This is a genomic window from Methylobacterium sp. CB376, from assembly GCF_029714205.1.
Classification (GTDB): domain Bacteria; phylum Pseudomonadota; class Alphaproteobacteria; order Rhizobiales; family Beijerinckiaceae; genus Methylobacterium.
The window spans coordinates 705,611-726,543 of the sequence record NZ_CP121648.1 but is presented as its reverse complement, the minus strand read 5'-3'; the positions used below and the strand labels follow the sequence as shown (position 1 = coordinate 726,543).

Genomic DNA, 20,933 nt, shown 5'->3' with positions numbered 1-20,933 from the left:
TGCGGGAGGTAAGTTCCACCCCCTCCTCCGACCCGCCGCGCCCGGCCGCCGAGGGCCCGTCGCCCGCTCCGGCCGCGTCGTATCCAGGTCCGCCGGGGCAGCGCGGTCACCCGTGAGCGGGATGGACCGCGTCCCGCCGCTGAGTTCGGCAGATCTGGCGGTCCATGACGGGCCTGATCCGCCTATGCCGGGCCGGCCGACAAAGAAACACCGGCGAACCGGGAACGGCGGGGGCGGCGCGGCATTCCTGCGCATCAGCTTGGCCGACCCATGCGCGGAGCAGAGCCGCTTGCGACCCGACCTTCTCGGCCCGCTCGCCGATGACGAGCCACCTGCCGCGGCCGCGGCCGCGTCCCTGTCCCTGCGGCTGCGGGCGGACGGCTCCCTGGACGGGCGTCCCGACCTCCCGCCCTTCCTGCGCGACCATCTCGGCCGGCACCTGCGGGCCTGCTACGCGGCGCTCCTGGCCGAGGCTCAGCCGGAACCGCTCCTGGCGCTGGTGGCGCGGCTCGACGCGGCCCTCGCGGCGGCGCGGCCGGCCTCTTCCTTCCGGGACGAACTCGTGGCGTCCCTGCCCTGCCTGCGGGGCTTCGCCGTGTCGCTGACGGCGAACGTGGTCCAGGCGGACGACCTCGTGCAGGAGACGCTGCTGCGGGCCTGGCAGAGCCAGGACCGCTTCGCGCCCGGCACCAACCTGAAGGCGTGGCTGTTCACGATCCTGCGCAACCAGTTCTACACTGTGGCGCGCAAGCGCCGGCGCGAGGTGGAGGACGCGGACGGCGAGCAGGCCGCCCGCATGGTCGCGCTGCCCGACCAGGAGGACGGCATCGAGCTGCGGGACGTCTGGATGCGGCTGAGCCAGCTGCCGACCCCGCAGCGCGAGGCCCTGCTGCTCGTGGCGGTGCAGGGGCTCAGCTACGAATCCGCCGCCCGGATCATGCAGTGCCAGGTCGGCACGGTGAAGAGCCGGGTCAGCCGCGCCCGCACCGCCCTGGCCCAGGCGCTCGAGGGCGGGGCGGCGCTCGGCGGCGCCTCGCCCTGAGGGCGGGTGCCGCCCCGGCTCAGCGGCCGGTGCCGCGCGAGGAGGCCGGGTCGTGGCCGGGCGCGTAGCCGGAGGCGCCGGAGGTGCCCTTGACGCTGCCGGTCGTCTTCATCTCGTGGCCGGGCGTGTAGCCGGAGGCGCCGGTCGTGCCCTTGGCGCTGCCGGATTCGTGCATCTTCTGGCCGGGCGGCTCGTTCTGCGGGTTGGTCGCCCGGGTCTGGGCCGACGCGGCGGTGGCGAGGAGGGCGAGGGCGGCGGCGGTGGCGATGACGCGCGTCATGATCCATCTCCATCTCGGGGACCGGCGGGCCCGGAGGCCGGGCCCGCTTCTGGTCGGGGCCCCCCTAACGGCCCGCCGCGCCGAACCGTTCCGCGGTGGCCAGCATCCGGCGCCAGCGCCCCGGCGAGAGGCCGTGGGCGCGGACGAAGAGGCGCGTTATGTGGCTCTGGTCGGAGAAGCCCGCCGCGGCCGCGGCCTCCGCGAGGCCGACGCCCGCCCGGATCAGCGCGCGGGCCTCGTCGAGCCGCCGCAGGGTGAGGTAGCGGTAGGGGCTGGTCCCGAAGCGGCGGCGGAACTGGCGGGCCAGGGTGAAGCGGTCGAGTCCGGTCAGCGCCTCGAGCTCCTCCGCGCGCACCCCCTCCCGATGCGCCTCGTCCAGGTAGGCGCGGGCGCGCTCGATGGCGGCCGCGGCGCCGGCCGGCTCGCGCCGCCGCCGGGCCGAGGGGTCGCCGGCGAGGAGGGCCTCGGCGATGTCCGCGACCGCCTGGTCGGCTTCGAGCGGTTCGAGGCCGCGGTCGAGGTCGGCGAGCAGGGGCACGAGGGCGGCCCGCAGCCGGCCGTCGTCGAGGACGGCGCGGCGCAGGAAGGGCAGGCTGCCGGCGCGGCCGTCGAGGGCCGCGCGCAGGCGGTGCGGCGGCAGGTAGGCCATGCGGTAGCGGAAGCCGGAGGCGGCGCCCGCGCGGCCGTTATGGACCTCGTCCGGGTGGATCACGATGAGGTTGCCCGCGAGGCTGTTCTGCTCCGCCCCGCGATAGTCGAAGCGCTGCACGCCCGGGAGGGTGAGGCCGAGCGCGTAGCAATCGTGCCGGTGCGGGTCGTAGGCGTGACCCGTGAAGAAGGCCTCGATGCGCGGGATGCCGCCCTGCTCGGGCGCGACGCGGATCCAGTCCGGGCGGCGCAGCCCGCACGATCCTTCAAGACGGTCGGCGCGACCGGGCGCTAGCTCCGGGTCCATGCGCTACGACACCAAGATCGCCATCGCGGTCCGGGATGACCTCGCATCCTGGCAGAAGCTCAACGTCACGGCCTTCCTCGCGGGGGGCCTGGTCGGGGCCCATCCCGACCTCCCCGGGGAACCCTACCGGGACGGGTCGGGCCGGGTCTACGGGCCGCTGGTGCGCCAGCCGATCCTGATCTTCGCCGGATCGGGCGAGGCGCTGGCCCGGGCCCTGGCCCGGGCGCGCGAGCGGGAGCTGCCCTGCTGCCTCTACACGCGCGACCTCTTCGCCACCGGCAACGACGCCGACAACCGGGCCGCGGTGGCGCGGGTGGCGACGGAGGATCTCGACCTCGTCGGCCTCGCCCTGCACGCGGACCGCAAGGCCGTCGACAAGGTGATGAGGGACATGGTCCTGCATCCCTGACGAGGCGCGGCCCCGCGCCCGGGCGCCGTCCCCGCCTCGCGGGGCGCGGGCCCGCTTCCGGTCGCGGCTCCCTCGCCCCCGGAACCTTCCGGGCCCGCGCCGGGCCCGACCGCGGCCCCGGAGCCCCGTCCCGGTCAGGCGGCCCTGACCTTCGCCAGGAACTCGGCGACCTCGCCGCGGAGGACCTCCGACTGGCGCGCCAGGTCGCGCGCCGCGCCCAGCACCTGCGTGGCGGCCGCGCTGGTCTGGCCCGCGCCGTCCCGCACCCCCGACATGGTCGTCGTGACCTGCTCGGTGCCGCGGGCGGCCTCCTGCACGTTGCGGGTGATTTCCTGGACGGCGCTGCCCTGCTCCTCGACGGCGGCCGAGATCCCGGCCGCGTAGGCCGAGATCTCCTCGATGACGCGGCCGATCTCCTGGATATCCGCGACCATGCCGCGGGTCGCGCCCTGGATGTCCCCGATCCGGGCGCCGATCTCGTCCGTCGCCTTCCCGGTCTGGTTGGCGAGTTCCTTGACCTCAGCGGCGACGACCGCGAATCCCCGGCCCGCCTCGCCGGCCCGCGCCGCCTCGATCGTGGCGTTGAGCGCGAGCAGGTTCGTCTGGCCGGCGATCCCGGAGATCAGCGACACGAAGGTTCCGATGCGCTCGGCGGTCTCGGTCAGGTGCTTGGCGGTGGCGTCCGCCCGCTTGGCATTCTCGACCGCCCGATCGGCGATCCGCGCGGATTGGGTGACCTGGTGGACGATCTCCTGGATCGAGACCGACATCTCCTCGCTCGCCGCCGCGACGGTCTGCACGTTCGTGGACGTCACGCCCGCGGCCCCCGCCACCGTCGCCGAGCGCCGGGTGGTGTCGTCCGCCACCGCCATCATGGATTGCGCCGTCGCCTCCATCTCGCTGGCCGCGCCGGCCAGCCCGGCCGTGAGGGTGGAGACGGCGCGATCGAAACTCTGGGTCAGCGCGTCGAGGGTGCGGGCCCGGCGCGTGCGCGCCTCGTCCTCGGCGGCCTGGGCGGCGGCGAGGCGCTCGGCCTCGATCGCGTTCCGCTTGAACACCTCGACGGCCGCCGCCATGGCGCCGACCTCGTCGCGCCGCGCGAGGCCGGGGACGGGCACCGTCCTGTCGCCCTCCGCCAGCCGCCGCATGGCCGCCGTCAGATCCTGGATCGGCCGCGCGAGCGTGCGGACGACGGCGAGCGACAGGAGGCCGGGAAGCACGAGGCCGAGGACGACCCCGCCGAGAGTGACGGCGTAGCCGAGACGGAAGCTGGTCTGCTGCTCGCCCGCGCGGACGCTCATCAGGTCCGTCTCGGCCCGCTCGATCTCGGCCACCTTGGCGCGGATCCGGTCCATCGCGGCCTTGCCCGCCCCGGAGCCGACCGAGGCCCGCGCCTCGTCGCGCGTGGACGGCTCCGACGTCAGGGCGATCTCGCGCTCGGCGATCTCGCGGCTCCAGGCCTGAACCAGCCGGTCGAGCTCCCCGAGCCGCGCCTGCTGGGCGGGATTGTCGGAGGTCAGGGACTTCGCCTTGTCGAAGGCCGCCCCGTAGGCCCTCCTGCCCGCCTGATAGGGTTCGAGGAACTTGGTGTCGGCCGTGATGATGTAGCCGCGAATGCCGGTTTCCTGGTCGACCATCGCGGCCGTCAGGTCGGTGGTGGCGCCGAGAACGTCGTAGGTGTGCTGGGTCCAGCCGACCTTCTGCTCGATCGACGAGAACTGAAGATAGCACGCCGCGCTGGCGGCCAGGGTGACGAGGGCCAGCAACGCGAAAGCGGCGGACAATTTTCCGCTCACGCCGAGGGACCGGGTCGTGCGCATCTGCGATCTCCTGTCGGTGCTCCGACATGGATCGGCCGCGCCGCGGGCGCCCTGCCGGGCGGCGGCTGCGGATCCGGTCTCGGAGCGTGGGCCCTACTCCTCCGTCAGAATCTTTAACAAAGGCCGAATTTGACCAGTCTATCGTCAGATTCAGTGATTAAGCCTTTCGGTTATATCGGCTCTCAGAGTGGGATGACAAATGTAACGCTGCAATCAGCGGATGGCCCCGCATGCGCGGGTCGGCTCGACTGATTCGACCGTGGGGCAGGCGGCCCATCCCGCATCCGCCGGGGGGCGGCCGCCGGACCTCAGCCCGCCCCCGCATCGTCGCCCGCGTCGAAGCGCGCGCGGGCGGCGCGGATCGCCGCGTGGCGCTCCTCGGCCCAGGCGACCAGCCCGGCGAGCGGCTCCAGCAGCGATTCCCCCAGCGGCGTGAGCCGGTACTCGACGCTCGGCGGCTTCGTCGGGAAGACGGTCCGCGTCGCGAGACCGTCCCGCTCCAGGTGGCGCAGGGTCTGGGTCAGCATGCGCTTGGAGATGTCCGGCACCGCGCGGCCGAGCGCGCCGAAGCGGCGCGGCCCTTCGGCGAGCGCGATCAGGATCAGGCTCGTCCACTTGTCGCCGACGCGGTCGAGCACGTCCCGCACCGGGCAGGAGGCGGGGTCCGGGGAAGCGGGATCTTGGGAGGCGGGATCTTGGGAGGCGGGATCTTGGGAGGCGGGATCTTGGGCGGCGCGCCGCCAGCCCGCGAAGGCCCGCGCGAGGTCGGCCCGGGCGCTCACGCGGTTCCCTCGCGGTCACCCGGTCCCATGAAAGTGCCTCCTTCCGCGCGTCAACGGTCTCGCATAGGTACCATGGACCACAGCGAGACCATAGGCGGGACGACCTCATGTCGGCGCACGCGACCCATCGCCTCTTCGTCACCGGCGCCAGCGGCCAGCTCGGCACCCTGGTGATCGACGCCCTGCTGGCGCGGCTCGCGCCGGAGCGCGTCGTCGCCGGGATGCGCCGGCCCGACGGCGAGGCCGGCGCGCGGCTGTCGGCCCGCGGCGTCGCCGTGCGGGAGGCCGATTACGACCGGCCCGAGACCCTGGCGGCGGCCTTCGCGGGGATCGACCGGCTGCTCCTGATCTCGTCGAGCGAGATCGGCAGGCGGGAGGCGCAGCACCGGGCGGTGATCGCGGCCGCGCGGGCGGCGGGGATCGGCCTCGTCGCCTACACGAGCGTGCTGCGGGCCGACACCTCCCCGCTCGCCCTCGCCGGGGAGCACCGGCGGACCGAGGCGGCCCTCGCCGAATCCGGCCTGCCCTGCGTGATCCTGCGCAATGGCTGGTACACGGAGAACTACGCGGCCTCGATCCCCGCGGCCCTCGCCGAGGGCGCGCTGCTGGGGGCGGCCGGGGAGGGGCCCATCGCCTCGGCGGCGCGGGCGGATTACGCCGAGGCCGCCGCCGCGGTGCTGAGCGCCGCGGACCCGGCCGGCGGCGCCGACGCGCCCCGCATCCACGAACTCGCCGGCGACGGCGCCTACACGCTCGCGGAGTTCGCCGCCGAGATCGCCCGGCAGGCGCGGCGTCCCGTCGCCTACCGGGACCTGACGGAGGCCGCGTTCAAGGACGCCCTGCTCGGGGCCGGGCTGCCGGAGCCGGTCGCGGCGCTGCTGGCCCAGTCGGACGCGGCGGCCGCGCGGGGCGCGCTCTTCGACGACGGACGGGCGCTCAGCCGGCTCATCGGCCGGCCGACGACGCCCGCCGCCGTCACGGTCGCCGCAGCGCTGCGGCGTTGACGGACGCGGCCTCCGGCAGCTCGGGATCCGGCCCCCGGGCGGCGGTGAGCGCCTCGGCGACGTTGGCGCGGAACCGCACCGCGGGCGGCCGCACCCCGTGGCTGAGCAGCATCCGCCGGATCGGCGGGCTCGCCCCCGCGACGAGGACGCTCGCCCCGTGCCGCTCGGCCTTGCGGGCGAAGGCCTCGATCGTGGCGGCGGCCGTCGAGTCGAGCAGCGGCACCTCCGAGAGGTCGATCACGGTGGCGCGCGGCCGCTCGCCGAGGCGGTCGAGGGCGGCGCCCACCGCGGCCGCGGAGCCGAAGAAGAAGGCGCCGGAGATCCGGTAGACGATCACGTCCGGATCGCTGGCGAGCCCGGCATCGTAGGGGGTGCGGGGCACCGCGGAATCGGCCGCGTCCTCGGCCACCAGGGGCAGGCGGCGCTCCACGTCCACGGCCTGCGCCATCCGGTGCAGGAACAGCAGCGCCCCGAGGCCGAAGCCGACCAGGATGCCCTCGGTCAGGTCGCGGAACACCACCAGCCCGAAGGTGGCGGCGAGCACCAGCGCGTCGCCCCGCGAGGCGCGCAGGAGCGCCGCGACCGCGTGCTTCTCGGCCATGTTCCAGGCGACCACCGCCAGCACGGCGGCGAGGGCCGGCAGCGGGATGAAGCGGGCGAGCGGCGCGGCCACCAGCATGAAGAGCAGCAGGAACACCGCGTGCAGCATGCCCGAGACCGGGCCGCGCGCCCCCGCGCGCACGTTGGTGGCGGTGCGCGCGATGGTGCCGGTGACGCAGAGGCCGCCGAACAGGGCCGAGGCGACGTTGGCCGCCCCCTGCGCGACGAGTTCGCAATTCGAGCGGTGGCGCCGTCCGCTCATCGAATCCGCCACCACCGCCGAGAGCAGGCTCTCGATCCCGCCCAGCAGCGCGAAGGAGAGGGCGGAGGGCAGCATCTCGGCGACCTTCGCGGGCGAGAGGTCGGGGAGGGCGGGGGCCGGCAGCATCTGCGGGATGCCGCCGAAGCGGCTGCCGATCGTCTCCACCGGCAGGCCGGCGAGCCAGGCGAGCAGGGAGGCGGCGCAGGCCGCGATCAGGAAGCCCGGCCAGTGCGGGCGCAGGCGGCGCAGGCCCAGGATGATCGCGACGCTGAGCCCCGCGACGGCGAGCGCCGCGCCGTTGACGGTCGGCAGCGCGGCGGCGAGCGCGGCCAGTTTGGGGAGGATCGGCCCGGGCTCCCGGCCGGGCAGCGTCAGCCCGAGCAGGTCCTTGACCTGGGCGGCGAAGATGATGACCGCGATGCCCGCCGTGAACCCGACCGTGACCGGGTAGGGGATGTACTTGATGAAGGTGCCGAGCCGCAGGAAGCCGATGGCGAGCAGGATCAGCCCGGAGAGCAGGGTGGCGGTGAGGAGCCCGTCGACCCCGTGCGCCTCGACGGTGGCGGCGACCAGCACGATGAAGGCCCCGGCCGGCCCGCCGATCTGGAAGCGGCTGCCGCCCAGCGCCGAGACCGCGAAGCCGCCGACGATCGCGGCGATCAGGCCCCGGTCCGGCGTGACGCCCGACGCGATCGCGATCGCCATCGAGAGCGGCAGCGCCACGATCGCCACCGTGAGCCCCGCGAGCGCGTCCGCCCGCAGGTCGGCGAGGCCGTAGCGCTCGCGCAGCACCGTCACCAGCTTGGGCGTGTAGAGGTCGGCGAAGCTCGCCGCACTGCGCTCGGCACTCATGATGCTGGCCCCGTCCCCCGTCCCGGCGGCGCTCAGCGCGGGGCCGGCCGGGCGAGGCGCACGCCGCGCCCTCCCTCCCGGCTCACCGCGTTGTCGCCGATCAGCTCGACGCCGGCTTGATTGAGCGCCTCGACCACCTTGGTGAGGGTGTCGACGACGCCCCGCACGTTGCCCTCGCTCGCCTCCATCCGCTGGATCGTCGGCAGCGACACGCCCGCCAGCTCGGCGAGCTGGCGCTGGTCGATGCCGAGCAGGGCCCGGGCGGCGCGCATCTGTGCGGCGGTGATCATGCCGGCTCCTTCGTGGCACAGCGGTATCATACCGGATGATTGATGTACAGAACATCAATCATCACGGTTCAGGGATAAGTCCCGGCGGCTGCCGGGCTCCACCCCGGCATCGCGCCGCAGCTCGTCGGGAACGAGCGTGGCGGCGCGCTGGCGGGCGACCAGGGCGGCGATGCCGACCGGGCGGTCGTCCCAGGCGTCGACGCCCACGTCGCAGGAGCGGGTCGTGTCGGGGATCGTCCCATGGGTGTGGCCGTAGAGGTGGCGGGTGCCGCGCCAGAGGCCGGGCCAGGCCCGGTGGGCGTAGTGGGCGAGGAAGAGCCGGCAGGCGCTCCCGTCCGCCGCGGGGAGGTTCAGCCGGTAGCTCTCGGTCGGCGGCTCGGCCCAGGGCAGGGTGAGCACGCGGTTGGTGTCGTGGTTGCCGCGCACCAGCCGCTTGACGCCGTTGAGCCGGGCGAAGATCTCGCGGCAGCGGGCGCGGCTCGCCCCGGCCGCGAAGTCGCCAAGGTGCCAGACCGCGTCCCCGGGCCCGATCACGGTATTCCAGTGCCGGATCAGGGTCTCGTCGTGCTCCTCGACGCTGGCGAAGCGGCGTCGCTGGCGCAGGATGCGGGCGTCGCCGAAATGGGTGTTGGCGGTGAAGTAGGTGGCCATGCGGGTCCGGGCGGCGGGCGGCTGCGATCTCAGATAGGCGCGGCCGGCCCGCCTTGAATCGGCCACCCGTCGGCGCAGATCCCCCGCCTCATCCCGCACGCGAAGGAGCCTCGTCCATGAAGATGCGCAAGCTCGGGGCCGCCGGCCCGGAGGTCTCCGCCCTCGGCCTCGGCTGCATGGGCATGTCGGATTTCTACGCTGGCCGCGACGAGGCGGAGGCGGTGGCGACCCTGCACCGGGCGGTCGATCTCGGGGTCAATTTCCTCGACACGGCCGACATGTACGGGGTCGGGCGGAACGAGGAGCTGGTCGGGCGCGTGGTGCGCGAGCGCTCGGAATGGATCGTGGTCGCCACCAAGTTCGGCAATGTCCGCGGGGCGGATGGCAGCTTCCGGGGTATCTGCGGGCGGCCCGACTACGTGCGGCAGGCCTGCGAGGCGAGCCTGCGCCGCCTCGGCGTCGAGGTGATCGACCTCTACTACCAGCACCGGGTCGACCCGGACACGCCGATCGAGGACACGGTCGGGGCGATGGCGGCGCTGGTGCGGGAGGGCAAGGTGCGGCATCTCGGCCTGTCCGAGGCGGCGCCCGACACGATCCGGCGCGCCCACGCCGTGCACCCGATCACGGCGCTGCAGACCGAGTATTCCCTGTGGAGCCGCGAGCCGGAGGAGGCGCTGCTGCCGCTCTGCCGGGAGCTCGGCATCGCCTTCGTGCCCTACAGCCCCCTCGGGCGCGGCTTCCTCACCGGGCGGATCCGCTCCCCGGACGACCTCGCGCCGGACGACCTGCGCCGCAACGCGCCGCGCTTCCAGGGCGAGAACTTCTCCAGGAACCTCGCCCTCGTCGGCGCGATCGAGGCGCTGGCGCGGGAGAAGGGCTGCACGCCCGCCCAGGTCGCCCTGGCCTGGGTGCTGGCGCAGGGCGAGGACATCGTGCCGATCCCCGGCACCAAGCGGCGGCGCTACCTGGAGGAGAATCTGGGCGCCCTCGACGTGGCGCTCGCGCCCGACGACCTCGCCCGCCTCGCCGCGGCGCTCCCGCCCGGCGCGGCCGCCGGGACGCGCTACCCGGCGGCGGGGATGCAGTCCGTCAACCGGTGAGCGGATCCGGGTCGGCGGGCCGATCCGGCTTCGGGACCGCGCCTTCGCGCGCCGGATCACCCCCCGAGGAGCGGTCCGGCCGCTCCGTCTCCGGGGTGTAGTCCATCGCCGCGAAGCTCCCGCCCTGGAACCGGCGCGCCACCGGGTCGCGCGGGTCGGCGCCGGCCAGGATCTCGCGCGCGAAGGCGTCCGCCGATTGCCGCGGCCGGTAGCCGATCGCCGCCGCGCCGGAATTGTCCCAGTAGCTGGCGCCGTTGTCCGACACCCCCCAGACCGCGAGGTAGCCCGGCACGGCCGCCGTGACCGCGCGAAGCACGAGCTCCGCGAGGTCGTCGAGGCCGAGCCAGGTCGCGAGGTGGCGCGGCTCGGTCGGGCGGGGCTGCGCCGTGCCGATGCGCAGCGCCACCCCCTCGATGCCGTGCTTGTCCCAGTACATCCGGCCCATCGCCTCGCCCCAGGCCTTGCTGAGCCCGTAGAACCCGTCCGGCCGGAACGGGGCCTCGGCCCCCAGCCGCGCCTCGACCGGGTGCATCCCGAAGGCGTGGTTCGAACTCGCGAACACCACCCTGCGCAGCCCGTGGCGGCGCGCGCCCTCGTAGACCGCGTGGAGCGCCACGAGGTTGTTCTCGATCACCTCCGGCAGCGGCCTCTCGACGCTGGTGCCCGCCATGTGGACCAGCACCTCGCTGCCCGACAGGAGACGGTCCACCGCCTCCGGGTCGCGCAGGTCGCCCGCCGCGATCGTCTCCTCCGCCGACAGGGGCTCCAGCGCGTCGAAGCCCGCACCCGAGCGCAGCCGGTGCCCCGCCGCGAGGAGCCGCGGGCGCAGGGACCGCCCGATCTGCCCGCCCGCTCCCGAGAGCGCGATCCTCACCATGCATCCCCCTCCGCGCCGGCGCGCCCGCGCCGCCGGCCCTCTCGGCCTCGTCGAGGAGCGAGGGGCCGTCATCCAGGATCGTGGCGACGTGGTGGGCCAGCGCCGCCGCGAGCGCCGTCCCGTCCCGCCGCTCCACCGCCGCCAGGATGCCGAGATGCCGCCGCGCCGTGTGCGCCAGGTCGGGCGGCACCGGGCCGCGCAGCATCTTGAAGCGGTGGTTGTGGGTCAGGCAGCGCAGCAGCAGCGGCTCCAGGCTCGGCAGCCGCGCCGCCGCGAACAGGCGCCGGTGGAAGGCGCGGTCCGCCTGCGCCAGGGCGTAGGCGTCGCCCGCCGCGGCGGCCGCCTCCATGGCGGCGAGCCGGCCGCGAAGGTCGGGCAGCAGGTCCGGGTCGGGCGGCCCCGCGAAGGCCCGCCGCGCCGCCCGGCACTCCATGTCCCGGCGCAGGCGCAGCATCTCCAGCGCCTCGTCCGGGCTCGTCTCCGACACCCGGGTGCCGCGGTGGCCGAAACGCTGCACCAGCCCCTCCTCCTGCAGCAGCAGCAGCGCCTCGCGGACCGGGCCCTGGCTGCAGCCGAAGCGGGAGGCGAGCTCGAGTTCGAGCAGCGCCGCGCCGGGCGCCACCTCGCCCAGCATGATCGCCCGCCGCAGGGCGTCCGCCACCTGGACGTGGCGCCGCCCCCGCGGGAGGGCGTGGATCGTGGTCGGCGCGGCCTCGGGCACGGGCCCTCTCTTGTCAGCCAATATCATTATCGATAACGAGCGCAGTAACGAAGCGCGCGCCCCGTGGCAAGGGAGGGGCGCGCCGCGCGGGAGGGGAACGGATGGGCAAGGTCGGCAGGCTCCGCTGGGGCATCCTCGTCCTCGTGGCGCTCGGCACGGTGGTCAACTACATCGACCGGAACGCGCTGGGCGTGCTCGCCCCCGTCCTGAAGGAGCAGCTGAGCTTCACCACCGAGCAGTATTCCTACGTGGTGGCGGCGTTCCAGGTGACCTATGGGCTGATGCAGCCGCTCGCGGGCTACCTCACCGACCTGATCGGCCTGCGCACCGGCTACGTGGTCTTCGCCCTGATCTGGGGCACGGCCTGCGCGCTGCACGGGCTGGCGACCGGCTGGCTGTCGATGGCGGGGTTCCGCGCCCTGCTGGCGGTGGGGGAGGGGGCGGCGATCCCGGCCGCCGTGAAGACCTCGACCCTGTGGTTCCCGCCCCAGGAGCGCTCGATCGCCACCGGCTGGTTCAACACCGGTTCCTCGGTCGGGGCGATGATCGCGCCGCCGCTGGTGATCTGGCTCTCGCTCAGCCTCGGCTGGCAGGCCGCCTTCGTGATCACCGGCCTGATGTCGGTGGGCGTCGCCCTGCTGTGGTGGCTCCTCTACCGCGACCCCGACCGCCACCCGGCGCTCGGCGCGGCGGAGCGCGCCCATATCGGCACGCGGCCGGCCCTGCCCAGGCCCTCGGTGCGCGCGGTCCTCACCGCGCGGCCGTTCTGGGGCATCGCGGCGGCCCGCTTCCTGACCGAGCCGGCCTGGCAGACCTTCAACTACTGGATCCCCCTCTACATGGTCACGGCCCGGGGGATGGACATCAGGCAATTCGCCCTGTTCGCGTGGATGCCCTTCCTGGCGGCGGATCTCGGCTGCGTGGCGAGCGGCTACCTCTCCCCCTTTCTCGCCCGGCGCTTCCGGATCTCGCTGCGCAACTCGCGGGTCGCCGGCATCGGGGTGGGGGCGGTCTGCATGATCGGTCCGGGGCTGATCGGCCTCGTGGCGAGCCCCTTCACGGTGATCGCGCTGTTCTCGCTCGGGGCCTTCGCGCACCAGATGCTGTCGAGCCTGCTCTACGCGGTCGTCACCGACCGCTTCGCCCCGCAGGAGGTCGCCACCGCGACCGGGTTCGGCGGCATGGCGGGCTATCTCGGCGCCACGCTGTTCTCGCTGCTGATCGGCCAGGCGGCCGCGCGCATCGGCTACGAGCCGCTCTTCGCCTGCCTCTCGGTCTTCGATCTCGCGGCGCTGCTGGTGGTCTGGCTCCTGCTCGGCGAGCGGGGCCGCGCGGCGGCCGTGCCGCCCGCCTTGCCCCTGGGCGCCGGCCCCGCGACGATGAAGGCCGAGTGAGGAGACAGGCCCCGTGTGGACACCGAGCCCGCGCTACCCCGACCCGGCGGTCGAGATCATCGACGCCTCCTTCGCCCGCTACCGGGTCTTCAGCGCCGCCGTCGAGCGCCTCGCCACCGGCTGCCGCTGGGCCGAGGGGCCGGTCTGGTTCGGGGACGGGCGCTGCCTGCTGTGGAGCGACATTCCCAACGACCGCATCCTGCGCTGGGACGAGGAGAGCGGGGTAGTCGGGACCTTCCGCAAGCCCTCGCGCTTCGCGAACGGCAACACCCGCGACCGGCAGGGGCGCCTCGTCACCTGCGAGCATGGCGGGCGGCGGGTGACCCGCACCGAGTACGACGGCGCCGTCACGGTCCTGGCCGAGTCCTTCGAGGGGCGGCGCCTCAACTCGCCGAACGACGTCGTGGTGGCCTCGGACGGGGCGGTCTGGTTCACCGACCCGCCCTTCGGCATCCTGGGCCACTACGAGGGCGAGCGGGCCGAGCCGGAACTGGCCCAGAACGTCTACCGGCTCGACCCCGCGACCGGGACGCTGGAGGCGGCGGCGCGGGAGATCGCCGGCCCGAACGGCCTCTGCTTCTCCCCGGACGAATCCGTGCTCTACCTCGTGGAATCCCGCGGGCAGCCGACCCGGCGCATCGCGGCCTTCGACGTGACGGGCGGGCGCGGGCTCGCCAACCGGCGCGTCCTGATCGATGCCGGGCCGGGCACGCCGGACGGGATCCGCTGCGACGTCGACGGCAATCTCTGGTGCGGCTGGGGCATGGGCGACGACGCCCTCGACGGGGTGATGGTGTTCAACCCCGACGGCCGCCTGATCGGCCGCATCCGCCTGCCGGAGCGCTGCGCCAACCTCTGCTTCGGCGGCCGGCACCGCAACCGCCTGTTCATGGCCGCGAGCCAGTCGGTCTACGCCCTGTACGTGGACGCGCAGGGCTGCCCCGGCGGCTAGAGCAATTCTCGGCGACGTGGATGCCGGTTCGTCGAGGACGATGCGGCACCATCCACGACCGGGAGCAGCGTCCGCGTGCAGCGTGATCGGGCGCTGCTCCAGGGTCCCGGCGCCGGGCCGCGACCGCGGCGCGCCGGCCCCCGGTGGCGGGCGCGCGTCGGTCGCGGCCTCCCGGGAAGCCGCCGCCCTCCGCCCGGAGGGGCGCGCCGGCTGCATGCCGGTCGGGGCTGACCGCGAGACCCGCGCATCTCGGGCCGCAACCGGGCCGCGATTCATGCCCAAACCGCATGGCTTCCCTCGGGTTCGCGGCAGCGCGACCCTGGCGGCGCGCCCCCGAAGCCTCCGGGTTTCTGCACGCAGGCGGTGGATTGGCAAAGATATCAGCAACCGTAAGTCACTTGCCGACATTCCCACAAAGTGCGCAGCGGTGATTATTTGCGAACAAGCAGCCTGGATCGATTGACGAAGGATCGCGCTCGGGGAAAATTGTGGCGTCATTCAAAAGGACGTAGCCATGAGTGCCGTCGTAGAGGAATCCTCCATCAATCTGACGGAGCTCGCGAGCGACATCGTTGCCGCGTATGTCTCCAACAACCGGATCTCCGGCGCCGAGCTGCCGGCCGTGCTGCGCAGCGTGTACGAGACGCTGCACGCATTGATCGCGCCGCCGCCGGCGGCCCCGGAGAAGCCGGTGCCGCCGATCCCGATCAAGAAGACGGTGACGCCGGACGCGATCATCTCGCTCGAGGATGGCAAGCCCTACAAGTCGCTGAAGCGGCACCTGTCCGGGCGCGGGCTCACCCCCGAGCAGTACCGGGAGAAGTGGGGCCTGCCGCCGGACTACCCGATGGTGGCGGCGACCTACGCGGCCCAGCGCTCCGAACTCGCCAAGAGCCTCGGCCTCGGCCAGCTGCGCCGCGAGCGCGCGATGCAGAAGCGGGCGGCGGCCGACGCGGTGGTGAGCGCGAAGACGCCGGCGCGGCGCGGCCGGCCGCCGAGGACGGCGGCCGAGTGATGCGACATCCGACGGACGGAGTCGCCATGCGGATGTCGGCTTCGCTCACGCGCCGCGCGGGCTTGGCATCCGCCGTCCGGACGATCACGTCCGGACGGCGGATGAGCGGGCCTGCCGGCGCCGGTCAGGCGCGGGCCGCCCCCGACATCAGCCCCGCGACGAGGCCGTAGGTGGCGGTCCAGGCCTCGCGCAGCTCCGGAGTGAAGGCCGGGCCCAGGCCCTGCTGCAGGGTCCAGAGCAGCGCCTCCCCGACGGGCGCGAAGTGCGCCTCGCCGACGCCGTAGGCGACGTGCCGCCGCCCGAGCTCCTGGATGGCCGGCACCACCGTGTCGGGCCGGCCGAGCTGCGCCACGGCGAGCCCCAGCATCGCCATCAGCTTCTGCTTCTGCTCGCTCATGTCGTCGGGGAAGAGCGGGCGCAGGTCTGGGGCGATCGTGAACAGGCGGTCGTAGAACAGATCGGCGGCCGTCGCGGCGATCGGACTGACTGACTCGAAACTGTCCTGGACGAGGCGGATCTGATCAGGAGACATCGGCATCACCGAGATAGACCGGGGACGGCCGAGCTTACACCAGATATCGTCCGCCGTCGCGCCGCGATCAGGCCGACGGCCGGGCCGGCAGGTCGAACAGCAGGCAGGTCGAGGTGGCGGTGGCGCAGAGGCGCCCCTCCTCGTCCGTCAGCCGCGCCTCGGCGACGGCCTGCTGGCGCCCGGCATGCAGCACCTCGCCGACGGCCGTGACCACGCCCGTCTCCCGGGTGAGGGCGCGCAGGTAGTTCACCTTCATCTCGAGCGTGGTGTAGCCGCGTCCCTCCGGCAGCAGCGAGTGCACGGCGCAGCCCATCGCGCTGTCGAGCAGGGTCGCGATCGCTCCCCCGTGCACGCAGCCGATCGGGTTGTAGAGGTGTTCCCCGGGAGCCATGCGCATGATGACCTGGCCGCTCTCGGCCGAGACCATCTCCATTCCGACGAGCGCGCTGATCGGCGGGCGCGGCACCTCCTCGGACATCAGCGCGCGCAGGAAGTCCAGCCCCGCGCGCCCGAGCCCCGCCCGGGCGGTGAGCCGCGGATCCGCCCACTCGACGAGGCGGCGCCGCGCGGGGGAGGGCTCGGGCGTGTCGCTCGTCATCTGTCGTCCCGTCGGGAGGCCTGCCGCGGCAGCCTAGCCAAGCGCGGCCGGGCGGGCAACGCGACGGGCCGGCCGCGATGTTGACCGCGGCGCCGGGCGGGCCGCTTATGCCGTCTGTCGCCTTCCCCGACGCAGCCGGGCCGGTCCGCCGGCAACCCTGCGGCCCCCCGCGAGCCGCGATGCCCTTCAACGCGCTCACCTTCCTGCTCGTCGCCCTGCCGCTCGCGCTCGCCCTGCAGGCGCTCTGCCTCGCGTGGCGGCCCGCCTGGCACGCTCGGCTCCTCGCCGGCCTGTCGCTCGCCTATTACGGGTGGTGGGACCTGCGCGCCCTGCCGCTGCTCCTCGGCGCGATCGCCGGAACCTGGCTCGCCGGCGAGGCGTATCGGCGCTCCGGCGACGGGCGGGTGATCACCCTGGCCCTCGTCCTCGACGTCGCGCTCCTCGGACTCTTCAAGTATCTGGGCTTCTTCGCCGGGCTCGGCGCGGCCCTGACCGGCGCCGCCGTCCCGGTGCCGCTCCTCCTCGCGCCGCTCGGCCTCTCCTTCCTGACCTTCCAGCACGTGGCCTACCTGGTCGACCTGCGCCGGGGCACCGGACCCGCCCTCGGCCCGACCGACTACGTCCTGTACGCGGCCTTCTTCCCGCGGGTGATCGCCGGGCCGCTGGTGCGGCCGGCCGCCTTCGCCGCGGCGCCGCCGCGGCCCGGGGCCGAGAGCGCCGCGCGCGGCCTCCTGCTCCTCGCGGCGGGCCTCGCCAAGAAGGCGGCGCTCGGCGATCCCCTCGCCGCCGCCATCGACCCGCTCTGGGCCGCGGCGGGGGCGGGCCTCGGCCCGGAAGCCGCCGCGCAGGCGGTGCTCGGCTACGCCCTGCAGCTCTACGTCGACTTCTCGGGCTACACCGACATGGCGCTCGGCCTCGCGCTCCTGTTCGGGATCGTCCTGCCGGAGAACTTCCGGGCGCCTTACCGGGCGACCTCGATCCAGGATTTCTGGCGGCGCTGGCACATCACCCTGTCGCAGTTCCTGCGCGACTACCTCTACATCCCGTTCGGGGGCAGCCGGCACGGCCTGCCGCGGCAGGCGGCGGCGCTCCTCGCCACGATGACGCTCGGCGGGCTCTGGCACGGGGCGGGGCTCACCTTCGTGGCCTGGGGAGCGGCGCACGGGGCGGCGCTCGCGCTCCACGTCCTGTGGCGCCGGGCCGGGCTGGCCCTGCCCCCGCTCGCCGGCTGGGCGGCGACCTTCGCCTTCGTGGCGCTGGCCTGGGTGCCTTTCCGGGCCCCCGACTTCGCGACCGCGCTCGCAGTCTATCGCGGGCTCGCCGGGCTCGCGGAGCCCGCAGCCGGGCTCGCGGCGCCCGCGGCCGGGCTCGCGGCGCCCGCGGCCGGGCCGGTCCCGGAGGCGTGGCCGCTCGCGGCCCTGGCCTTCGCCCTCGCGGTGATCGGGCCGACCGCCCACGACCTCGCCCACCGGCTGCCCCTCTCGGGCCGGGTGGCGGCCGCAACGGCGCTGCTCCTCGCCGCGCTCCTCGTCCAGGTCGGCAACGACGCCAACCAGGCCTTCATCTATGCCCAGTTCTGAGCCGGCGCGGCGCTTCCTCGGCCTCACGGCCCTGCTGCTGGCCGGGCTCCTCCTCCTCGTCGCCGCGCGGGTCGTCTGGTTCGACGCCTACTGGATCTTCCGCGCCGATCCGCCCTGGCGGGCGGCGACGGGGGGCGGGAACCGCCTGCTCGATCGCCAGACCCGGCGCGCCAAGGTGCTGCAGGCCCTCACCCGCCCCTGCGCGACCGTGCTGGTGGGAAGCTCCACCGTCTATCACGGGCTCGACCCGCGCGACCTCGACGCCGCGCCCCTGCCGGTCTTCAACGCCGGCATCTCGGCCATCCTCGCCGAGGAATTGCCGCTCGTGGCGAGCGTGGTCGCCTCCCGGCCGGGCGTGTCCCGGGTGGTGATCGGCCTCGACTACTCCATGTTCTCGCGCCCGAGCGTGCCGGTGCGCCTCGATCCCTCCCTCGCCTCCGCCACCGGCCGGCTGACCGCGCTCATGGGCAGCGTGCTCGGCCGCTACGCCCTGATGGACAGCCGGATCGAGGCCGTGTCGGGCGCGGAGGATCCGGGCGCCTGGACCCGCGACGGCTTCCGGGAGACGCCGCCGCTCCCCCCCGCCCTGACCCGGGAGAACGACGCGGCGCGGCGGCGCAGCACCGCGCCGTTCCGCCCGGAGACCCTGGAGGCTCTCGGTCTCGTCCTCGACCGGCTCGCGGGGCTGCGCGTCGAGGCCTACCTGTCGCCGGTGAGCGACGCGCAGCGCCGCGTCCTCGCCGATCTCGGCCTCCTCGACGATTTCGCGCGCTGGCGCGAGGCGGTCCTGCGCGTCGGCGCTGCGCGCGGGGTCGCGATCCGCGACCTCACCGCGCTCGGCGCCTCCTTTCCCTTCGACCCCGCCGCCGGCTCGACGGAGGCGTGGCTCGACAACCTGCACTACACGCCGCGGATCGGCCGGCTCGTGCTCGCCGCGCTCGGCCTGCGCCGGGCGCCGCCGTGACCCGCCCCCTCGGCCTCGCCCCGCCGGTCAAGCCCTCGGCCCTGCGCCGGCACGCGCGCCTGGCCGTCCGCGTGCCGGCCGCCGCCGACCTCGTGCTCCTGGGAGATTCGCAGGCGGCCGGCTGGCCCGAGGCGGCCCTGCCGCCGCGCAGCTTCAATTTCGGCCTGCCGGGCGACCGGGTCGAGACCACGCGCTGGCGGCTGCGGGCGGTCGACCTCTCCGGCCTGCGCCCGCGCCGCGCCCTGCTCTGGGTCGGCACCAACAACCTCGCGGACGGCGACCCCGTCGCGGAGATCGTGGCGGGGCTCGGCCTGCTCGCGGCCGAGCTCCTCGCCCTGTGGCCGGGCGCCCGGCCGATCCTGGTCACGCTGCCCTGGCGGGCGCCGCGGGCGGGCCGCCCCGACGCGGACCGGCGCGCCCTCAATCGCGGGATCGTGGGCCTCGCGCGGGGCTGCGGGGCCGATCTGCTCGACGCGGCCGCCCTGCTCGGCGGCGAGGCGGAGGCCGCGCACACCCTCGCGGCGGACCGCCTGCACGTGGCCCCGGAGGGCTATCGCCGGCTCGGGGCGCGGCTCGTCGGGCCGGGGCCGTCGTAGGAGGCGCCCGCCGCGCGCATCGGTCGGTCGCGGGCGCCCTTCGCGGGGTGCGATGCTGGTGTCCAGCACGTCCGCCAGCACGGGCGCGGCTGCCAAACCCGCGAGGTCTCACGCCCCCTCCATCGAGACTGCGCCAGGCCGGACGGACGCCGGGAAGCGATCGCTGTTCAGCCTCTCAGGCCCGGGTGCGGGCCGCGAGACCGACCAGCGCCCCGGCGAGGCGCTCCGGCCCCGCCACGGCGACGCAGCGCCCGGGCGTGAAGGCCCGCACCAGCGCCGGGGGCGGCGCCGGCGCCAGCGCGAGGGCGAAGGCGCCGACGCCGCGCGCCGCGAGCGCCCGGCAGGCCATCCGCGCATCCTCGGCGAGGAAGGCCGGATCGTGCACGTCGATGTCGGAGGGCTCGCCGTCGGTGAGCAGGATCACCGCCCCGCGTCCCGGCGGCAGGCTGCGGCCGGCATGGCGCAGGGCCGCGCCGAGCCGGGTCGATCCGGCGGGCGCGAGCCCGGCGAGGCGCGGCCAGGCGGCGGCGGGCGGCTCGTCCCAGCGCTTGATCCAGGCCACCCGCACGTCGTGGCGCCCCGCCGAGCGGAAGGCCTGGATCGCCACCGGCCCGCCCGACGCGGCGAGCGCCCCGAGCAGGGCCGCGGCCGCGCCCCGGGCCGCGTCGATCACCCGCCCGCCCCGGGGCAGCGGGTCCCCCATCGAGCGCGAGGCGTCGACCAGCAGGAGGAGCGGCACGCCCTCGGCCCGGCGCAGGACGCGGGAATAGACCCGCGGATCGGGCGCCCGGCCGGCCCGCAGGTCGGCGAGCGCGTCGGTCGCCGCCGCGAGGTCGAGCTCGTCGCCGTCGATCCGGCGCCGCATCCGCCGCGGCCGGCGCGGGCGCATCGCCGCCAGGGCCGCGGCGAGGCGCGGCTCGGACGGCGTCGGGCGGCCGAGGGCCGGCGCGGCCGACTCCTCCCGCAGGCTGACCCAGCCCGGCCGGGCGCGGCGGATGCGGCGGTCCCATTCGGGATAGCGCCAGACCCGGCCGCCCGGACGCGGCGGCAGGGCGTCGGCGGCGGGCGCGTCGGCCCCGTCGCCCGGCCCCGGCACCCGCTCCGGGCGGGCAGCGGCCTCGATCTCCCGCCGCTCCCACATTCCCGCGTGGTCGTCCCGGTAGGCGGGCTCGCTCCACCCCGCCCGCGGGCCGAAGGGGAGCCGCATCTGGCCGAGGTCGTTGCCGAGCCGGTCGCCGAGGCTGCGGCTGAGGCCGGGATCGGCCCAGGCCCGGGGATCCGCGTAGAACAGGGCCCGGCCCCGCGCCACGAAGGCGTCGGGATCGGGGTGGTCCGGATCGAGGAGGGCCCGGGCAAGGCGCGCCATCAGCCCGGCCGCCGTGCCGGCCTCCTCCGCCGCGCCCGCGTGGAAGGGGCGCCAGAGACGGACCAGCCCCGGCCGCTCGCGCAGGGCCAGGGCCTCGACCCGCGCATCCTCGATCAGCGAGACGAGGGCGATCTGGGTCGGGCGCAGCCGGCCGATCGGGAAGCGCCCGCCCCCGAAGGCGAGGTGGGCGCCGAGATGGGCGAGGCTCGCCTCCGCGAGCCGGTCCTCGCGGGCCGCCGCGGGCGCGGCGCCGTGCGGCAGGCGCAGGGCCGCCTCGTCGAAGGTCGG

At 75.1% G+C, this 20,933-nt stretch carries 21 protein-coding genes and 1 pseudogene; 10 read left to right on the top strand and 12 right to left on the bottom strand.

From position 1 onward, the window contains the following. Nucleotides 1-289: 289 nt before the first annotated feature. Nucleotides 290-1,042 (top strand): sigma-70 family RNA polymerase sigma factor, encoded by a 753-nt coding sequence (locus QA634_RS03155; RefSeq protein ID WP_012330601.1) that lies wholly within the window; start codon nt 290-292, stop codon nt 1,040-1,042. Between the two features lie 19 nt (nt 1,043-1,061). Here the strand turns inward: QA634_RS03155 and QA634_RS03150 are convergent, their stop codons facing one another. Continuing rightward, nucleotides 1,062-1,322, bottom strand: coding sequence for a hypothetical protein (locus tag QA634_RS03150; protein ID WP_012330600.1), 261 nt, complete (start codon nt 1,320-1,322; stop codon nt 1,062-1,064). Nucleotides 1,323-1,386: 64 nt separating this feature from the next. Beyond that, nucleotides 1,387-2,277 (bottom strand): AraC family transcriptional regulator, encoded by an 891-nt coding sequence (locus QA634_RS03145; RefSeq protein WP_050777461.1) that lies wholly within the window; start codon nt 2,275-2,277, stop codon nt 1,387-1,389. Between QA634_RS03145 and QA634_RS03140 the strand changes: the two genes are divergently transcribed. Then, entirely contained in the window at nt 2,276-2,686 is a 411-nt protein-coding gene (locus tag QA634_RS03140) for a DUF2000 family protein (RefSeq protein WP_012330598.1), read from the top strand. The two genes, QA634_RS03145 and QA634_RS03140, sit on opposite strands and share 2 nt — an antisense overlap. Nucleotides 2,687-2,820: 134 nt before the next feature. Here the strand turns inward: QA634_RS03140 and QA634_RS03135 are convergent, their stop codons facing one another. Then, nucleotides 2,821-4,506 carry a methyl-accepting chemotaxis protein gene (locus QA634_RS03135; RefSeq protein ID WP_012330597.1) on the bottom strand — a complete coding sequence of 562 codons (1,686 nt, stop codon included), beginning with the start codon at nt 4,504-4,506 and terminating at the stop codon, nt 2,821-2,823. Between the two features lie 308 nt (nt 4,507-4,814). Beyond that, on the bottom strand, nt 4,815-5,288 hold the full coding sequence (locus tag QA634_RS03130; protein ID WP_012330596.1) for a winged helix-turn-helix transcriptional regulator: 474 nt from the start codon (nt 5,286-5,288) through the stop codon (nt 4,815-4,817). 107 nt (nt 5,289-5,395) lie between these two features. On the opposite strand from QA634_RS03130, the gene QA634_RS03125 reads away from it, so the two are divergent. Further along, nucleotides 5,396-6,292 (top strand): NAD(P)H-binding protein, encoded by an 897-nt coding sequence (locus QA634_RS03125; protein WP_012330595.1) that lies wholly within the window; start codon nt 5,396-5,398, stop codon nt 6,290-6,292. On the opposite strand, the gene QA634_RS03120 is transcribed toward QA634_RS03125, so the two are convergent. The 3 genes from QA634_RS03120 to QA634_RS03110 are packed head-to-tail and all read right to left on the bottom strand — an operon-like array spanning nt 6,264 to nt 8,947. Continuing rightward, nucleotides 6,264-8,006, bottom strand: a complete 1,743-nt coding sequence (locus tag QA634_RS03120) for a SulP family inorganic anion transporter (RefSeq protein WP_012330594.1) — start codon at nt 8,004-8,006, stop codon at nt 6,264-6,266. The two genes, QA634_RS03125 and QA634_RS03120, sit on opposite strands and share 29 nt — an antisense overlap. 32 nt (nt 8,007-8,038) lie before the next feature. Continuing rightward, entirely contained in the window at nt 8,039-8,296 is a 258-nt protein-coding gene (locus QA634_RS03115; protein ID WP_012330593.1) for a helix-turn-helix domain-containing protein, read from the bottom strand. A 54-nt stretch (nt 8,297-8,350) separates the two neighbouring features. Continuing rightward, the gene (locus tag QA634_RS03110; protein WP_012330592.1) at nt 8,351-8,947 is read right to left on the bottom strand and encodes a metallophosphoesterase; all 597 of its coding nucleotides are present in this window, start codon (nt 8,945-8,947) and stop codon (nt 8,351-8,353) included. A gap of 116 nt (nt 8,948-9,063) precedes the next feature. Between QA634_RS03110 and QA634_RS03105 the strand changes: the two genes are divergently transcribed. Next, on the top strand, nt 9,064-10,050 hold the full coding sequence (locus tag QA634_RS03105; RefSeq protein ID WP_012330591.1) for an aldo/keto reductase: 987 nt from the start codon (nt 9,064-9,066) through the stop codon (nt 10,048-10,050). Here the strand turns inward: QA634_RS03105 and QA634_RS03100 are convergent. Further along, entirely contained in the window at nt 10,040-10,927 is an 888-nt protein-coding gene (locus tag QA634_RS03100) for an NAD-dependent epimerase/dehydratase family protein (protein WP_012330590.1), read from the bottom strand. The genes QA634_RS03105 and QA634_RS03100 overlap by 11 nt on opposite strands. Before the next feature lie 142 nt (nt 10,928-11,069). Then, nucleotides 11,070-11,561, bottom strand: a pseudogene (locus tag QA634_RS03095) (GntR family transcriptional regulator); the annotation flags it as partial. A 188-nt stretch (nt 11,562-11,749) separates the two neighbouring features. On the opposite strand from QA634_RS03095, the gene QA634_RS03090 reads away from it, so the two are divergent. The 3 genes from QA634_RS03090 to QA634_RS03080 all read left to right on the top strand — a co-directional run bounded on the left by QA634_RS03090 (nt 11,750) and on the right by QA634_RS03080 (nt 15,009). Next, a complete protein-coding gene (locus QA634_RS03090; RefSeq protein ID WP_012330588.1) occupies nt 11,750-13,042 on the top strand; it encodes an MFS transporter in 1,293 nt (430 codons plus the stop codon). A gap of 13 nt (nt 13,043-13,055) precedes the next feature. Then, the gene (locus QA634_RS03085; RefSeq protein ID WP_012330587.1) at nt 13,056-13,994 is read left to right on the top strand and encodes an SMP-30/gluconolactonase/LRE family protein; all 939 of its coding nucleotides are present in this window, start codon (nt 13,056-13,058) and stop codon (nt 13,992-13,994) included. Nucleotides 13,995-14,508: 514 nt separating this feature from the next. Then, complete coding sequence (locus QA634_RS03080; RefSeq protein ID WP_012330586.1) at nt 14,509-15,009, top strand: MucR family transcriptional regulator; 501 nt, start codon at nt 14,509-14,511, stop codon at nt 15,007-15,009. Between the two features lie 124 nt (nt 15,010-15,133). Here the strand turns inward: QA634_RS03080 and QA634_RS03075 are convergent, their stop codons facing one another. Next, entirely contained in the window at nt 15,134-15,541 is a 408-nt protein-coding gene (locus QA634_RS03075; protein ID WP_012330585.1) for a globin family protein, read from the bottom strand. A gap of 67 nt (nt 15,542-15,608) precedes the next feature. Then, nucleotides 15,609-16,139: a PaaI family thioesterase gene (locus QA634_RS03070; protein WP_012330584.1), complete on the bottom strand. Its 531-nt coding sequence runs from the start codon at nt 16,137-16,139 to the stop codon at nt 15,609-15,611. Nucleotides 16,140-16,318: 179 nt separating this feature from the next. Here QA634_RS03070 and QA634_RS03065 point away from each other — a divergent pair, with 179 nt between their 5' ends. From QA634_RS03065 to QA634_RS03055, 3 genes are read left to right on the top strand one after another with little or no spacing between them, the layout of a single operon-like run. Next, nucleotides 16,319-17,719, top strand: a complete 1,401-nt coding sequence (locus tag QA634_RS03065; RefSeq protein WP_012330583.1) for an MBOAT family O-acyltransferase — start codon at nt 16,319-16,321, stop codon at nt 17,717-17,719. After that, nucleotides 17,706-18,683 carry a hypothetical protein gene (locus tag QA634_RS03060; protein ID WP_012330582.1) on the top strand — a complete coding sequence of 326 codons (978 nt, stop codon included), beginning with the start codon at nt 17,706-17,708 and terminating at the stop codon, nt 18,681-18,683. Before QA634_RS03065 ends, QA634_RS03060 begins: the two co-directional genes overlap by 14 nt. Then, nucleotides 18,680-19,279 (top strand): GDSL-type esterase/lipase family protein, encoded by a 600-nt coding sequence (locus QA634_RS03055; protein ID WP_012330581.1) that lies wholly within the window; start codon nt 18,680-18,682, stop codon nt 19,277-19,279. The genes QA634_RS03060 and QA634_RS03055 overlap by 4 nt, the downstream gene beginning before the upstream one ends. A 175-nt stretch (nt 19,280-19,454) precedes the next feature. Here the strand turns inward: QA634_RS03055 and QA634_RS03050 are convergent, their stop codons facing one another. Beyond that, on the bottom strand, nt 19,455-20,645 hold the full coding sequence (locus tag QA634_RS03050) for a hypothetical protein (protein WP_283027226.1): 1,191 nt from the start codon (nt 20,643-20,645) through the stop codon (nt 19,455-19,457). Nucleotides 20,646-20,933: the final 288 nt, after the last annotated feature.